Below are 17,242 nucleotides of genomic sequence, written 5' to 3' on the forward strand. Positions count from 1 at the left end.
GCGTTTAGGAGACACCAGGCTGCTTTGGTTACAACAAATTAACGACGCAATCCGAGCTTCTCAATCAATGCAGAGTAACGTTGTACGTCTTTGTTTTTCAAGTATGCCAACAATTTACGACGTTGACCTACCATTTTCAAAAGACCACGACGGGAATGATGATCCTTCTTGTGTGTACGCAAGTGATCAGTCAAATTCACGATGTTCTCCGTAAGGATAGCAATTTGTACCTCTGGGGATCCAGTATCGGATTCATGAGTTTTGTGCTCTTCAATCAATTGTTGCTTACGTTCTTGAGTTAATGCCATCCTGTTCACCTCCTTTATCTAATCGCCATTAGCCTCGTTATCGGCGGTGAGACCATACAACCAAGCTAAGGTTATGATTGTTAGGAATAAGAGTTGTCCCCTTTAAATCCCAACAACATATAGTAGTATACCACAATGCCTATTTGAAAGTAAATATTTATGCTAAGATCGCTTTTGCAGTTTCAGAATCTTTTGCAATTTGTGCTACTAACGATTCCACACCATTAAATTTCATTTCAGGACGAATAAATTTCACTAAATGTACTAGTAATTGTTCATCGTACAAATCACCAGCAAAATCAAATAAATGAATTTCTAAAGTCGTTTCAGGCATATTGTTATGAAACGTAGGTTTAACGCCAACATTCATTACTCCTTTTAACCATTGGTCCTTATGTCTTACCTTCACCGCGTATACGCCACGAGTGGGTAACACGAAATGCTCATTTGGCTTTAGGTTTGCAGTTGGGTATCCAATTTTACGCCCACGTTTTTCACCGTGGTTCACAATTCCTGTAATAATATAAGGACGTCCTAACCATTGCTGAACTAATCCCATATTACCCTCTTGAAGCGCGACACGGATTCCTGAGCTACTTACCTTCTCAGCATTAATTAAAAATGGAGAAACGGTTTGGACATGTAAGCAGTTCCCACTTAAATGAGCCAAAGTGCTTGCATCCCCCGCACCCTGATAACCATACCTAAAATCAAAACCAACTACAGCAGTATGCACCTGAAGTGGCAATAACATGCCTTGTACAAATGCCTCTGGACTCACCTGTGAAAAAGCATCATCAAAATCTACAATATATAAGTAATCAATGCCCATTTCCTGCAAAATTTGCTCTTTAAGCACAGGCGGCGTCAAGTAACCTTCATATTTCCCCTTTTTCATCACTTCTTTAGGGTGCGGATAAAAAGTCATGACTGCTAGTGGTAATTGGGTAGAATTAGCAATCGCCTTTGCTTCTAAAATCACACTCTGATGACCAAGATGCAATCCATCAAATTGACCAATTGCTAAAATTTGAGGTTGTGTATGATTTGCAATAATATTTTGAGATAACGGATAAGATAAATGGATTGTTTCCACGTTGCTTCACCTGCATTTTCACTAATATGAGTATTTTCCAAATTTTAAGGATGAAAAACTTTGACAGGACGAATCCCACGATTTTCCTCTAAGCGAAAAATACCTAAAAACTGTTGATTAGGACCATATAATCTTAATAACTCTACTCCTTCTTCAATCGTTGGAGTCAGATATTGTGGAGATATTGTTTGACCTTGCAAGGCTCTGTTCATTGTCATTTCTGTAATTGAGTATGCTGGTAAATAATCAACGGCTTCATCTACAGATAGAAGCCTATCTTGCAAAGTTCCTTCTTTGGTATAACGCACAATGTCATCAAACGTCAAGCATTTATGTAATGAAATGCCAGAAGACATCGTTCGCTTTAGATCAGACATAACAGCAGGAACACCTAAAGCTTGCCCGATATCTACACATAGCGTTCGGATATACGTTCCTTTGGAGCAGAGTACAGAAAATGTAATGGTTGGTTGTTCCTGTTCCAAGTTTACCGAAATTAATTCAAGCTTATGAATGACAACTTCCCTTGGTTTACGTTCAACTACTTTACCTTGTCTAGCTAGCTCATAAAGTCGTTTCCCATCCTGCTTCAAAGCAGAGTACATCGGAGGTATTTGTGAAATCGTACCGATAAAAGATTGAATAACATCTTCGATCTGTTTTTGAGTCACATTAACTTCGCTTACCTTTGCAATGATAGTTCCTGACATATCTTCGGTATCTGTTGCGACGCCAAGCACAAGTGTTGCCTCATATTGCTTAGGAAGCTCCTGCAAATATTCAACCATTCTTGTTGCCCTACCTAGACATAAAGGAAGAACGCCGGTCACTGCAGGATCTAGCGTCCCGGTATGGCCGATGCGTTTCATCCCTAAAATACCCCTTGTTTTGGCGACAACATCATGTGAGGTAAATCCTGCGGGTTTAAACACAGGCAAAATTCCTTCATAAGTGGTTGTCATAATTTTGATTTCACCTGTTCTATGATAAGGTTAATAATATCATTTACATTCCCTAGCATTTTAACACCAGCAGCTCTCACATGACCACCGCCGCCAAAATGATGGGCAACTGCCGCTACATCCACTAGTCCTGCTGAACGCATACTTACCTTCACAGCATTGTCATTAATAACCTTAAATAGTAAACCTACCTCAACACCTTGAATGTTTCTTGGATAATTAACAAGTCCTTCGAGGTCTTCGTATACAGCACCTGTCGCCTCCAAATCTTGCTCATTAACGACTACCCAACTAATCTTTCCGTCTTCAGACATAAATAGATTATTAAGTGCTCTAGTTAACAACTTCATTTGAGCAGGACTCATTTCTTCTAACAGTCTCTGACAAATTCCAGGTCCATCAACACCGTACTTCAGTAATTCTGACGCGATTTGCATTACTTTAGGTGTTGTGTTCGAATATCTGAAACCACCTGTATCAGTTAAAAGTCCTGTATATAGTGCAGTAGCAACGGGCTTTGTTAATTCTAGTTTCATATAGGTTACTAAATCAAACAAGATTTCAGCCGTTGCTGCAGCATCTGGCACAATATAATTGACTGCACCATAGCTATCATTTGTAGCATGATGATCAATATTTAAAATTTCTACATCCTCATTAAAATACTGCTTTACTGTTCCAACCCTAGCAAAATCAGCACAATCCACACAAATCACATGAGAATATTTACGATCTAAAGGTGCCATTGACAAATTTATGATGTCTGATGCATGCTCCAGATCTAACATACGACTAGGAACCGCTCCTTCGTTCACCATAACATATTTTTTACCCAAACATGAGAGAAGCCAGCCCACCACAAGGGTAGAACTGACTGCATCTCCGTCCGGCTGTACATGCGACACAATTAGGAAATCATCATGCTTTGTCAGAAATTGTTGACTCTGCTGTAGCTCCTGTTCATAATCTCGCATTGCCGTCTCCTTATAAATCAATTTTCTTCCTGTTTTACATCTCCAAGTAGCTTCTCGATCCGACTGCCATAAGCAACAGATTCATCAATTTTAAAAATCAATTCTGGTGTATGACGTAGAAGCACTCTTTTACCAAGCTCACTTCTTAAAAAGCCTTTTGCCTTTTCAAGACCTCGCAAGGAATTGTCTTGTTGCTCTGCATCACCAAGTACACTTAGAAATACTTTGGCTTGCGATAAGTCATTAGTTACTTCAACACCAGTTACTGTAACGAATCCAACCCGCGGGTCCTTAAGCTCACTCTGAATGAGCAAGCTAAGCTCTTTTTTGATTTGCTCGCTTACGCGACCTGTACGATTTTTTGCCATATTACACACCCCACATTACTTAGGTTGAACGGTTTCCATCACAAATGCTTCAATGATATCGCCCTCTTTGAGGTCATTGTAGTTGTCAAGTGTAATACCACACTCATAGCCTTGGGCAACTTCCTTCGCATCGTCTTTGTAACGTTTAAGAGAATCAATTTTCCCTTCAAACACAACGATACCGTCACGCACTAAGCGCACTTCGGCAGAACGTATAATTTTACCCGAGGTGACCATACAACCTGCGATGGTTCCCACCTTACTAATTTTAAATGTATTACGTACTTCAGCATGCCCAATAACGTTCTCCTTAAATACAGGATCTAGCATACCCTTCATCGCTTGCTCGATTTCCTCAATCGCACTATAAATAACACGGTGCAGACGAATATCAACATTTTCTTGCTCAGCTGTTGCTTTCGTTTGTGAATCAGGACGAACGTTAAAGCCAATTACGATCGCATTGGATGCTGCTGCAAGAATAATATCGGACTCTGTAATTGCACCCGCACCACTATGAATAATTTTAACACGTACGCCTTCAACTTCGATTTTCTCTAACGAGCCTTTTAGTGCTTCGACAGAGCCTTGAACGTCAGCTTTAATGATGACATTAAGATCTTTAATTTCTCCATCTTTAATGTGTTGGAACAGATCATCCAAGGTTACTCTCGTGTTGCTACCTAGGTCAGATTGACGTTGTGTAATCGCACGTTTGTCAGCGATGGAACGAGCTTTACGCTCATCCTCAAATACCATAAATGGATCGCCAGCTTGTGGTACATCATGAAGACCTGTAATTTCGATTGGTGTAGAAGGACCTGCTTCTTTTAAACGACGTCCCTTCTCGTTCACCATTGTACGGATACGTCCAAATGCGTTACCAGCTACAAAAGCATCGCCCACTTTAAGGGTACCATGCTGTACCAATACACGTGCAACTGGACCACGAGATTTATCAAGCTCAGCTTCGATAACCAAGCCACGTGCACGTTTGTCAGGATTTGCTTTATATTCATTCACTTCTGCTACAAGCAAGATCATTTCAAGCAAACCTTCTAATCCTAGCTTTTGCTTCGCGGAAACATTTACGAAAATCGTATCTCCGCCCCATTCTTCAGGTACAAGTCCATACTCAGTTAACTCTTGTTTTACTTTATCTGGATTCGCATCTGGTTTATCAATTTTGTTAACTGCAACGATAATTGGTAGGCCTGCTGCCTTCGCATGGTTAACAGCCTCAACGGTTTGCGGCATAACACCGTCATCAGCAGCAACTACAATAATCGTAATATCCGTTAACTGAGCACCACGCGCACGCATAGCAGTGAACGCTTCGTGACCTGGCGTATCAAGGAAGGTAATTTTCTTATTGTTAATCTCAACCTGATAAGCACCGATATGCTGTGTAATTCCGCCTGCTTCTCCACCAGATACATTCGTAGAGCGAATTGCATCTAGCAATGTTGTTTTACCATGGTCAACGTGACCCATAATAGTTACAACTGGAGGACGCTCCATCAAATCAGCTGGATCATCATTTTCTTCAAGCGTCTCAAAGCGATCATCCTCTACTGGGATTTTCACTTCAACTTCTACACCAAATTCAGCTGCTAACAGCAAGATTGTGTCAATATCCAACTCTTGGTTAATGGTTGCCATAACACCAAGTGTAATTAGCTTCTTAATAACCTCTGAAGCATCTTTATGCAACAATTTTGCCGTTTCCCCTACTGTGGAATTGCCACGTACGATAATTTTCTTAGGGGTGTTATCAATTTTCTCACGAGGAGGTTGTGCAGGACCACGTCCACGATTGTTTTTCCCACCACGGTTATTTCTGTAGTTCCCCCCGCGATTGTCATCAAACTTTCTTTGACCTGGTCGATTATTGTTATTGTTGTTACCTTTTTTGTAGTTGCTATTGTTGTTAGTATTACTGTTATTACTATTGTTACTGTTGTTAGTGCTTGACCCTCTATTCCCTTGTGATGCAGAAGAAGTGCGGGCTTGTGGTTGCTGAGTACGACTAGAATCTTGTCCCCGATTACCTTGTGGAGTTGAAGCTGGTCGATTAGTTCTATTTTGTGTTCCTTGTGTGCTTCCCGTTGAAGCACTTGAATGATTTGATTTATTATTATTCATACTTACCTGCTTTTCCTGTTGATTTTTGTTATTGCTTATTGTCACTTCTTTTTTATCAGTTGAAGTCTGCGGTGTATGACTTCCTCTTGCAGAAGTCGATCCCGATGTTTGAGCATTTGTTTTCGCAGCTTGATTTGCATTCGCTGAGTTATCACGTTTTGCAGCCGCATTGCTCTTAATATCTTTAAAGAAATTTTCAACCTTTGAAATTACTTCATTTTCCATCACACTCATATGATTGTTTACTGGAATATCAAGTCGCTTCAAAATCGTAATAATTTCCTTACTGCTCATATTAATTGACTTTGCATACTCGTATACTCTGAGCTTATCTTTATTTTCTTGTTTACTCAATATACTCCACCTCCGACGTATTCACGATCGTTTTTGAAATCATATCGGCAAAACCCTGATCCATTAGTGCCAGAATAATTCGTTCTGGTTTTCCTACACTAGCTCCGAGCCGTTGTCGGTCAAATCCGATAATCAAAGGTATTTTATAGGTCCCGCATTTGTCGCGATATTTTTTTAAAGTATTAGCGGAAGCATCCCCTGCAACGATAACCAGTTTAGCTCCATTGGATCGAATCGCCTTCATCACACTTTCATCTCCAGTCACAATCTTGCCTGCACGCATAGCAAGTCCAAGACCAGATAAAGCTTTACTACTCATCTTCTTCCTCTTTCTCGTCACGCACCTTGATAAACTGTGGTTCAACTTTAAGGAAGTCAGAAGCTAATTGTTCATAGACCTCTTGACCAACCTGAGCTTTAAGTGCACGATCTAATGCTCGATTTTTTTGTGCTAATCTAAAACAAGCTTCCTTACCGCACAAATATGCCCCTCTGCCAGATTTTTTGCCAGTCAAATCTATAGAAACTTCACCCTCTGGAGATCTAACAATTCGAATTAGTGATTTCTTAGGCATCATTTCACCACAAGCCACACATTTGCGAAGTGGAATTTTTCTGGGCTTCATAACAGCAACACCTCCCGCTCTAGGGTAAATTAATCGATAGAAACGGAGTCCTGATTTAATTCTCCCAAATCTGTTTTTTCTCTGCCAAATTCCTCTTCGGCTTGAGTTTCACTCTTAATATCTATTTTCCAGCCAGTGAGCTTAGCCGCTAACCGTGCATTTTGTCCCTTAATCCCAATTGCTAAGGAAAGCTGATAGTCAGGTACGATAACACGTGCCATTTTCTCACTTTCAAACACGCCAACCTCAAGCACTTTAGAAGGACTAAGTGCATTTGCAACATATTCCTCTATATCTTCAGAATAGCGAACGATATCTATTTTTTCACCACGCAGCTCATTAACGATGGTTTGAACCCGATTCCCCTTAGGACCAACGCAAGATCCTACTGGATCAACCTCAGCATTGCGGGAATGCACTGCAATTTTAGAGCGGAAGCCAGCTTCACGAGCGACAGAGCGAATTTCAACCACACCATCAAAAATTTCTGGAACTTCTAGCTCAAAAAGACGCTTTAATAACCCAGGATGACTGCGGGACAATAAAATCTGTGGTCCCTTTGTTGTATTTTCAACTTTTGTAATATAAGCCTTGATCCGGTCACCATGCTTAAATTTTTCATTTGGCATAAGCTCAGTTAGTGGCAAGTGTGCCTCCACTTTACCTAAATCAACATAAACATTACGCATATCTTGACGTTGAACAATCCCGGTTACGATGTCTTCTTCCTTTTCAACAAAAGCATTATAAATTAAGCCTCGTTCAGCTTCACGAATGCGTTGCGTAACAACCTGCTTAGCAGTTTGTGCTGCGATGCGTCCAAAATCACGTGGTGTTACTTCGATTTCAGCAACATCATCAAGTTGAAAGTTAGGGTTAATCTCACGTGCAGCAGGCAATGAAATTTCAGTACGCAAATCAAGTACATCTTCAACAACCAATTTGCGTGCAAACACCTTAATTACACCTGTCATTCGGTTCATATCTACACGCACATTTTGTGCAGCGTTAAAATTACGTTTGTAGCTAGAGATTAAAGCCGCTTCAATTGCCTCGAACAAAATATCCTTGCTAATCCCTTTTTCTCTTTCCAACTCGTTCAAGGCTTCAATAAAATCCATACTCATTTGCCTCGAGTTCCCCCTTTCAAAATACCCATTACAGGCTGTACTAAAAAATAATCGCTAATCTTGCACTAGCAACTTTACTATATGGAATGGTATGTGACTTCTTGCCAACTACAATGACAAGTTGCTCATCCTCAAAAGATTGAAGTAGACCTTCAAACTCCTTTAGACCACCTACCGGTTCATAAGTTGTTACGAACACATTACTACCAACCGCTTTAACTACATCTTCTACCTTTTTCAAAGGGCGTTCAGCACCAGGAGAAGAAACCTCCAAGAAATACGCACCCGTAATCGGGTCATTCTCATCCAGCTTTTCACTTAAAAACTCACTAATATGGCCGCAGTCATCAATATCAATGCCGCCCTCTTTATCAACAAATACACGTAGGAACCATTGGCTCCCTTCCTTTACGTACTCTACGTCTACCAGTTCAAAGCCGTTTTCCTCTAGAAACGGTGTGACCATACTCTCAACGGTCTCTTTGATCTTAGGTGTGCTCAAGCTTACATACCTCCATCGTGAACCTTCAGTATTAGCAGCAACTGCTATAGTATAGTTTTGTGTATAAATCAATTTGTTTAAACGGTCTTTTACAGAACATTAATTTGAAAATTGATTCATATCAAAGATGAAAGAGTGGGTTTCCCCACTCTTTTAGCACGTTCTATCTACATGATTACCACAAAAATTATAACATAGTCTGGGAATAGTGACAAGTAAAACACCTTTACTCCCATATATGCGATTTACTAAAAATGTAAAATGATTTCATTTCTTAATATCGCTTTAAAATAATGATAGTTGATTGCTCTCAGGTAGACCTCGGAAGCAACCCATATTTCCAAGCAATTCGATCACTGTTTTACTAGCCTTTGATTTCTGTTGAAAATCTTCAATGGATAAAAACTCGCCTTGCTCCTTAGCAGCAGCAATGTTACGTGCTGCGTTATCCCCAATCCCCGCTAATGCTGAAAATGGAGGAATCAAAGCATCATCATCTACTGTAAAGCTCGTAGCATCTGAGCGATACAAATCAATGCTTTTAAATCTAAAGCCTCGTGCTGTCATCTCTAATGCCATCTCTAACATTGGTAACATACTTTTTTCTTTAGGCAAAGCTTGAAAGCCTTTTTGCTCAATTTCTTCAATTCTTCGATAAATCGCATCATAACCTTGGCAGCATAACTCAATATCAAAATCATCTGAACGTACTGTAAAATAGGTTGCATAATATTCAATCGGATGATAAAGCTTGAAATAAGCTGTACGTACAGCCGAAATAACATATGCCGCGGCATGCGCCTTCGGAAACATGTATTGAATTTTCAGACAGGAATCGATATACCATTGTGGCACTTTGCATTTTTTCATTTCCTCAATCCACTCTGGTGTTAACCCTTTCCCTTTTCGTACACTTTCCGTAATTTTAAACGCTAGACCTGCATCCATCCCTGCTTTATAAATCAAAAATAACATAATGTCATCACGACAACCTATTACTGTTTTAATGTTACAGGTGCCATTTTTAATTAAATCCTGAGCATTACCTAGCCATACCCCAGTTCCGTGCGACAGACCTGAAATTTGCAATAAATCCGCAAACGAGCTTGGTTGAGATTCAATCAACATCTGACGAACAAACTTCGTTCCCATTTCTGGTACACCAAATGTCGCAACTGGTGACCTGATTTTATCAGGTGTAACACCTAAAGCTTCAGTAGAGTTAAACATGCTCATTACTTTAGGGTCATTCATTGGAATAGTAGTTGGATCTACTCCTGTTAAATCCTGCAACATCCGCATCATTGTTGGATCATCATGCCCCAGAATATCAAGCTTAAGCAGGTTCGCGTCAAAGGCGTGATAGTCAAAGTGCGTTGTTTTCCATTCTGATGTCACATCATCTGCCGGAAATTGTACAGGTGTGATATCTTCTACTTCCATATAATCAGGTACAACAACAATTCCGCCGGGATGTTGCCCTGTACTTCTTTTAACACCGGTACAGCCAGATGCTAGTCGGTTTAACTCCGCACCTCTCCAATGTTTTTGGTTCGCCTCTTCATATTTCTTGGTAAAACCAAATGCGGTTTTTTCTGCCACGGTGCCAATGGTACCTGCTCGAAATACACTTTTTTCTCCAAACAATACCTTTGTATAATTATGAGCTTGCGGCTGATATTCCCCTGAGAAGTTAAGATCAATATCAGGAACTTTGTCCCCTTTAAAGCCAAGGAACGTCTCAAACGGAATATCTTGACCTTCACCCTTTAATTTATTTCCGCACTCTGGACATGTTTTATCAGGTAAGTCAAAACCACTTGGCACACTACCATCAAGGAACCATTCGCTATGCTTACAATCTGAATTATTACAAATATAATGAGCAGGCAATGGATTTACTTCGGAGATCCCTAAAAAGGTAGCAACTACCGAAGATCCTACAGACCCCCGCGAACCTACTAAATAACCATCTTGGTTTGATTTTTTTACTAGACGCTCAGAAATCAAATAGTTAGCAGAGAACCCATATTTAATAATCGGACCAAGCTCTTTCTCCAGACGTTGCACAACGACATCAGGTAACTCTTCTCCGTAGATTGATTTAGCCGTATTGTAGCAGGTGTTACGTATTTCCTCATCGGCTCCCTCCATATTTGGAGTAAACAGCTTATCAGGGAACAATTCAATTTCCTCAAATTGATCTGCTAAGTTAGATGTATTGGTCACGACAACCTCAAACGCTTTATCTGTTCCGAGAAATTCAAATTCCGCCAACATTTCATCCGTCGTTCTAAAATGAGCATCTGGCTTACGAATATCTTTAAGTGGACTAAAGCCTGTAATGCCATGAATCGTAATATCACGATACAGCTTATCCCGTGGATGCAAATAATGCACATTCCCCGTTGCAACAACCGGTTTATTTAGCTTAAAGCCAATTTCACAAACCTTTTTAACGGCAATTTTCAGTTCATCTACACTACCTACTAGACCTTTATCTACCAAGTGCATATACATCGTCAAGGGCTGGATTTCTAACACATCATAAAACTCAGCAATCGCCTCTGCTTCTTCCACAGATTTGTTGAGGACCGTCTCGAAGAACTCTCCTTTTTCACAGCCTGACAAAATGAGTAATCCCTCACGGAGCTCTTCTAGCTTAGACTTAGGTATACATGCGACCCGCTTGAAGTATTCCGTATGTGATAGTGAAATGAGTTTAAATAGATTCTTTTTACCAACTGCGTTTAAGGCGTATATGCCACAATGAAAAGGTCTTGAGTTGGACAAATCTTGACCAACCTTATCATTTAAGCGTGCTAAATTCGTAATCCCCTCTATTTTGGCAGCATCCTCTAGCAATCCATTTAAAATCTCACCTAGTGCAAGCGTATCATCAATCGCACGGTGATGGTTTTCAAGTGAAACCTTATATTTTGCAGCTAATGTATTAAGACGATGATTTTTAAGAGTTGGAAATAACATCCTTGCGAGTTCTAGCGTATCAAGTACAGGGTTGTTCATTTCAGGAAGTCCCATTTCCTTCAGCTTTGCATTTATAAAGCCTACGTCAAATCTAGCATTATGCGCAACTAGAATTGCATCACCTGCAAAGTCAACAAATTGAGGTAATACCTCCTCAACATCAGGCGCACCCTTCACCATATCATCATTAATATTCGTAAGTTGTTGAATGTTATAAGGGATACGTACGTGCGGATCTACAAAGGTAGCATAACGATCAATCTCCTTGCCATCCTCCATCTTCACTGCTGCGATCTCTATAATTTTGTTCTGGGTTACCGATAAACCTGTAGTCTCAATATCAAATACGATATAAGTGGTTGATTTAAGTACATCCTCTCGCGGATTCATAACGACAGCGACGTTATCATTTACCACATTCGCTTCTACACCATAAATCATCTTTATCCCGTTTTTCTTAGCGGCTTTAGCTGCATCAGGATAACATTGAACTCCTGCATGGTCTGTTACTGCAATCGCCTTATGTCCCCACTTGGCGGCCATTTTAATGTATTGATCGATTGGTGTTACTGCATCCATCGTACTCATCGTACTATGCAGGTGGAACTCCACTCTTTTTTCATCCGCTTGGTCTTTACGTTCTGGGGGTGAAGGAACCTCGGATAAGTCCGAAGGAATCATCACCAGCTCAGGAATAGGCATAAAGCGGTCCATTTCAACCCGACCGCGTGCTCTAACCCATTTACCGTTTGCTAATTGTCCCATAATTTTGAGGTCTTCTTTGTTTTTAGCAAACATTTTTAACTGCAACGAATCACTAAAGTCAGTAATGAAGAAAGTAAATAACGTGTTACCATTACGCAATTCCTTACGATCAAGTCCAAAAATAGTACCTTGAATCGTAACCTTCTTTTCTTCATCTTGAACTTCCTGCAAAGGTACGGGTTGCTCACGAATATCGTAACCGATCTGAAGTTTTGGTGGTGGTTCACTACCATCCTCTACTTCCTCTGGTGGTTCTACCATTTGCTCTTCCATCATCTTTTGGATGACTTCACGATTTTCTTCCTCAATTCGTTGCTGGAATTCTTCTAGCGCTTCAGGCTGATAATCTCCCTCAGTTAACTTCGCACGAAGCTCTAATCCAAAATATTTGTTATAAAATGTTACGATCGCCTGATCAATATGCTTTTTACGCGCTAACTCCAGTGACATTACATCACTAAATACGACAGAAACTAAATCATGTTCAATTTCATAAAGCGCACGTGACATAAAGCCGTTAACAGAAGGAATCTCGCGTGCAATCCATTCTAGTAGAAGTTTCCAATATTCCTTAACGATATCCTGCAACATTACCTGCTGTTGCTCATATTGAAACTGAAATCTGATTTGTGCAACATGACTTAATCGCTCTTGAATCCGTACACAAAAAGTTCGATATACGTCAGAAGGGACGATTGTATTTTTTACAATCACAATTTTCCACTCTTTATTACTTCGACTTACCTCAACCTGCTCAATATAGCCATCTATAAAAAACTGCTCAATCATCGTTTCTGGAATTTCAGCTTGGTTCATTAGCAATTCAAATCTTTTTCTTTTATCCTTATTTTCGGTCATGAGTTCCTCCCCTTGATAGCTCATGTTTAAAACTAAAACGGCTTCCAAGCTGTGCGGTGCAGGTGATCCCTACAAAACCGAGCAACCGGAAGCCAGTATAACGACATGAACGAAACTGGATATTAATAAGCTCTTGCGAACAACACCGTATGACTCGCTTTTTCACCACATACTAAGCAATGTTCATGCTGCGTAGCAGGCTCAAACGGAATGTTTCGGCTAGTTGCGCCTGTCTCTTCCTTCACCTGATCTTCACAAGCTTCTGATCCACACCAACCTGCAAGTGTAAATCCACGTTTTTCTTCCATGCTTTCCTTCATTTCATCTAATGTGTTTACAGAATAAAAATGTTCTTGACGGAAAGCTTTAGCTTTTTCAAACATTTCTTGATGAACTTGTTCAAGCATAGCTTGTACTTCCGCAACCAAATTACTTTGTTCAACTACTTTTTTCTCGCCACTAATTCGTGAAACTAAGACACAAACACCATTTTCCATATCACGAGGGCCAATTTCAAGACGTACAGGTACGCCTCTCATTTCATATTCATTAAACTTCCAGCCTGGGCGCACATCCGCACGATCATCAATTCCAACACGAATGCCAGCTGCTTTTAATTCAGCAAATAATTCATCACTACGTCCAACGACAGCATCTCTAGTTTTTGGAGGTCCAATCGGGATAATCATCACTTGCTTTGGTGCTACCTTCGGTGGCAAAACAAGTCCACGATCATCACCATGCACCATAATTAATGATCCAATTAGTCTTGTGCTTACGCCCCAAGAAGTGGTGTGCACATATTCCTGCTCATTATCGCGATTTAAATATTTAATATCAAACGCAGTCGCAAAGTTAGTTCCTAGGTAATGTGATGTTCCTGCCTGAACTGCACGTCCATCCTTCATCATTGCTTCAATGGAGAATGTATCCACCGCACCAGCAAACTTCTCTGAAGGTGTTTTTTGTCCAGTAATAACGGGTATCGCCAAATAGTTTTCGACAAAATCGCGGTAAATTTCTAGCATTTTCATTGTTTCTTCACGTGCTTGTTCTTCATTTTCATGCGCAGTATGACCTTCCTGCCACAAAAATTCACTTGTACGTAAAAACGGTAATGTCCGCTTCTCCCAACGTACTACATTAGCCCATTGGTTAATAAGTACAGGTAAGTCACGATAAGATTGAATCCACTTTTGGTACATGTGTCCAAACATCGTTTCAGAAGTAGGACGAACAGCTAACCGTTCCTCTAATTTTTCTCCAGCCGCTTCAGTCACCCATGGTAACTCAGGGTTAAAGCCCTCCACGTGCTCCTTTTCCTTTTGGAAAAAGCTTTCAGGGATAAAGATTGGAAAATAGGCATTTCGATGTCCTGTTTCTTTAAATCTACGATCTAATTCATGCTGGATATGCTCCCAGATTTCATAACCGTCTGGCTTAAATACAATACACCCACGAACAGGTGAATAGTCCATGAGATCTGCTTTTTTAATGACATCAATATACCAACGAGAGAAATCCTCGCCTTGTGGTGTAATTTCTGTTACAAATTGTTTTTCATCCTTAGCCATAACTGCCCATTTCCCCCTAAATTTTAACCAGTAATTAACCTAACTATATCATTAAAGGTGACTGCAATCATTAATAAAAATAACATTGCAAACCCAATGAAGTGAACTATCCCTTCGTGGTTTGGATCTATTGGTTTGCGTCTAATCGCTTCAACCCCAAGAAAAACAAGTCGACTACCATCCAATGCTGGGAATGGCAACAAATTAAAAATACCAAGGTTTAAGCTTATTAAAGCCATCCAATAAATAAACCGTTCAAAGCCTTGTTTCGCTACTTGTGCCGTAATTTCAATGGTTCCTACTGGACCCGCAAAATTATCGATTGCAAATGAACTAACAATTTGCTTGAGACTTGTAAAAATTAGCTTAGACATGTCTAGCATCTGCTCGCCAGCTTTTGTAAATGTCTCGCCAATTGTCGCATCTCTTGTTGGTACAAACGTAATGATGACCGAGCCTACTTTACCACCTTTTTGACCTTCCACTGTGGTAGGTGTAATTTTAATGTCAAGTAACTCGTTGTTTCTACGAATTTTCCAGTTCATCTCCTTGCCAGCAGAGCCTGAAATCGCAGAGATCATTTTTTCTGCATCCGTACCCACCGCAGTTCCATTAATGCTTTCAACAATGTCTCCACTCTTTAAACCCGCTTGAGCGGCAGGCATACCTTCGGTAATTTGTCCAATTTCAAGATGTGTAGGTCCAGAAGCTGGAACACCTGCTAACTGAATATGAACGATAAACAGTACAAATGCCAACAAGAAGTTCATAAGTGGTCCTGCAAAAATAGCTAATGCACGTTGTCCCACGGTCTTACTACCATATTGTCGATCTCTTGGCGCAATTTGTGTATCTTTTCCTTTTGTAACGATCATTGCCTTAGGTTCTACTTTGTAAGAGATGATTTCGCCATCTACATCAAGCTTGATATGCAAATCATCTACAAGATCAACCGATTGTACTTCACCACGAATGACATTTTTACGACTATCTAAACGATCAAGGTAAATTTTGCTAACGAGTCCCTGTTCTGAAACACGTAATGCGACAGTTTGCCCTTCAGACACCTCAACCATTTCAGGCTCTTCACCCGCCATACGTGCATAACCACCGAAGGGTAGCAAACGTAATGTGAATTGGGTTTCATTTCTTCTGTAGGAATATAACTTAGGACCAAAACCAATTGCGAATTCACGCACTAAAATACCTGCACGCTTAGCAAAATAATAATGTCCCCATTCATGAACGGTTACAATGACAAAAAACATAAACACAATCATTAAAACGATTTTTATCGTTTCCAAGAGCTAAGCATCCTCCTTTTTGGCCAACTAACTAGTCCACTATTGTTATAGAATATCATTATTCTCAAGCGAGGCACAAGAGAATACCATTTTACTTACTTTTGTTAATTTATTTTGTATTTTTGCAAATTAATCCCTTAGTAGAGAAAGCGCTAGTTTTCGCACCTGTGCATCTACATTTTGAATTGTCTCAAGATCAGGGTTATGAATCACCGAATGTTTGGCAATCATTTTTTCTATAATTTCTTCAATTTGCAAAAATGAAATTTCTTTATTTAGAAAACGAGCAACTGCAATTTCATTTGCAGCATTAAATACAGTTGGTGCAGTTCCTCCAATTTTACCACAATCATATGCCATTTTTAAGCAAGGAAAGCGTTCAAAATCCATCTCTCTGAAATGAAGTGCGCCAACCTGTGTTAATGATAGTCTAGAAGATTTGGAGGGAATACGCTCTGGATAAGATAGTGCATATTGAATAGGTATTCTCATATCCGGCGTCCCAAGCTGAGCAATAACACTACTGTCACGGTATTCAACGAAAGAGTGGACGATACTTTCAGGATGAAGCACCACACCAATTTGTTCGTATGGAAGTCCAAATAACCAATGTGCTTCAATCACTTCCAGTCCTTTGTTGACCATCGTGGCTGAATCAATTGTTATTTTTGCACCCATCGACCAATTGGGATGCTTCAGTGCGTCCTCTACAGTGACATGCTCCAACTGCTGCCTTGTGCGATCACGAAATGATCCACCTGAAGCGGTGATCGTAATTCCAGCAACCTCTTTGATGTTTTCGCCATTTAGACATTGAAAAATCGCTGAATGCTCACTATCAACAGGAAGAATAGCTACATTTTTTTCACGAGCCAGCTCCATGACGATATGTCCTGCTGTCACCAGTGTTTCTTTATTAGCAAGTCCAATATGTTTACCTGCTGAAATTGCGGCTAGCGTAGCTGGCAACCCTACACTACCCACGATCGCAGTAATAACAAGCTCTGCATCATTATGAGCAGCAACCTGAATCAAGCCTTCTTCACCATAAAACACGCTTGTACCACTTGGTAATGCACCTGAAATTTTATCTGCTAGCTCTTTTGTACCTACAGATACCATTTTAGGACGGAATTGCTGAACCTGTTCTAAGAGCAAGTCAATATTTGAACCTGCTGCCAAAGCCTCAATTGAAAAGCGCTCAGGATGTTTTTTAACAACATCTAAAGTCTGGGTTCCAACTGAACCAGTAGAACCTATTACGGCTATTTTTTTCATTGTACACCTC

General features: G+C 40.2%; 14 protein-coding genes. All 14 read right to left on the minus strand.

Annotation, left to right across the window (positions count from 1 at the left end):
- Positions 1-38 precede the first annotated feature (38 nt).
- The 14 genes from rpsO to ABE099_RS07495 all read right to left on the minus strand — a co-directional run bounded on the left by rpsO (position 39) and on the right by ABE099_RS07495 (position 17,232).
- On the minus strand, positions 39-308 hold the full coding sequence (gene rpsO / locus ABE099_RS07430) for a 30S ribosomal protein S15 (RefSeq protein WP_210087808.1): 270 nt from the start codon (positions 306-308) through the stop codon (positions 39-41).
- 157 nt (positions 309-465) lie between these two features.
- The gene (locus tag ABE099_RS07435) at positions 466-1,404 is read right to left on the minus strand and encodes a bifunctional riboflavin kinase/FAD synthetase (protein ID WP_430028900.1); all 939 of its coding nucleotides are present in this window, start codon (positions 1,402-1,404) and stop codon (positions 466-468) included.
- A 44-nt stretch (positions 1,405-1,448) separates the two neighbouring features.
- The gene (gene truB / locus ABE099_RS07440) at positions 1,449-2,366 is read right to left on the minus strand and encodes a tRNA pseudouridine(55) synthase TruB (protein ID WP_430028903.1); all 918 of its coding nucleotides are present in this window, start codon (positions 2,364-2,366) and stop codon (positions 1,449-1,451) included.
- Entirely contained in the window at positions 2,363-3,340 is a 978-nt protein-coding gene (locus ABE099_RS07445) for a DHH family phosphoesterase (protein ID WP_430028905.1), read from the minus strand. Before ABE099_RS07445 ends, truB begins: the two co-directional genes overlap by 4 nt.
- Positions 3,341-3,357: 17 nt before the next feature.
- A complete protein-coding gene (rbfA, locus tag ABE099_RS07450) occupies positions 3,358-3,708 on the minus strand; it encodes a 30S ribosome-binding factor RbfA (RefSeq protein ID WP_430028907.1) in 351 nt (116 codons plus the stop codon).
- Between the two features lie 15 nt (positions 3,709-3,723).
- Positions 3,724-6,207, minus strand: coding sequence for a translation initiation factor IF-2 (gene infB, locus ABE099_RS07455; RefSeq protein WP_430028909.1), 2,484 nt, complete (start codon positions 6,205-6,207; stop codon positions 3,724-3,726).
- Positions 6,200-6,526 carry a L7Ae/L30e/S12e/Gadd45 family ribosomal protein gene (locus ABE099_RS07460; RefSeq protein WP_430028911.1) on the minus strand — a complete coding sequence of 109 codons (327 nt, stop codon included), beginning with the start codon at positions 6,524-6,526 and terminating at the stop codon, positions 6,200-6,202. Before ABE099_RS07460 ends, infB begins: the two co-directional genes overlap by 8 nt.
- Entirely contained in the window at positions 6,519-6,833 is a 315-nt protein-coding gene (gene rnpM / locus ABE099_RS07465) for an RNase P modulator RnpM (protein ID WP_210087815.1), read from the minus strand. The genes ABE099_RS07460 and rnpM overlap by 8 nt, the downstream gene beginning before the upstream one ends.
- Positions 6,834-6,862: 29 nt before the next feature.
- Positions 6,863-7,960, minus strand: coding sequence for a transcription termination factor NusA (gene nusA / locus ABE099_RS07470; RefSeq protein ID WP_430028914.1), 1,098 nt, complete (start codon positions 7,958-7,960; stop codon positions 6,863-6,865).
- Between the two features lie 43 nt (positions 7,961-8,003).
- On the minus strand, positions 8,004-8,465 hold the full coding sequence (gene rimP, locus ABE099_RS07475) for a ribosome maturation factor RimP (protein WP_210087817.1): 462 nt from the start codon (positions 8,463-8,465) through the stop codon (positions 8,004-8,006).
- 285 nt (positions 8,466-8,750) lie between these two features.
- Positions 8,751-13,076, minus strand: a complete 4,326-nt coding sequence (locus tag ABE099_RS07480) for a PolC-type DNA polymerase III (RefSeq protein ID WP_430028916.1) — start codon at positions 13,074-13,076, stop codon at positions 8,751-8,753.
- Between the two features lie 122 nt (positions 13,077-13,198).
- On the minus strand, positions 13,199-14,650 hold the full coding sequence (gene proS / locus ABE099_RS07485) for a proline--tRNA ligase (RefSeq protein ID WP_430028918.1): 1,452 nt from the start codon (positions 14,648-14,650) through the stop codon (positions 13,199-13,201).
- A 23-nt stretch (positions 14,651-14,673) separates the two neighbouring features.
- A complete protein-coding gene (gene rseP / locus ABE099_RS07490; protein WP_430028921.1) occupies positions 14,674-15,954 on the minus strand; it encodes an RIP metalloprotease RseP in 1,281 nt (426 codons plus the stop codon).
- Between the two features lie 129 nt (positions 15,955-16,083).
- A complete protein-coding gene (locus ABE099_RS07495; protein ID WP_430028923.1) occupies positions 16,084-17,232 on the minus strand; it encodes a 1-deoxy-D-xylulose-5-phosphate reductoisomerase in 1,149 nt (382 codons plus the stop codon).
- Between the last annotated feature and the right edge of the window lie 10 nt (positions 17,233-17,242).

It is taken from the genome of Paenibacillus turicensis (genome assembly GCF_050461185.1).
Lineage (GTDB): Bacteria > Bacillota > Bacilli > Paenibacillales > Paenibacillaceae > Fontibacillus > Fontibacillus turicensis_A.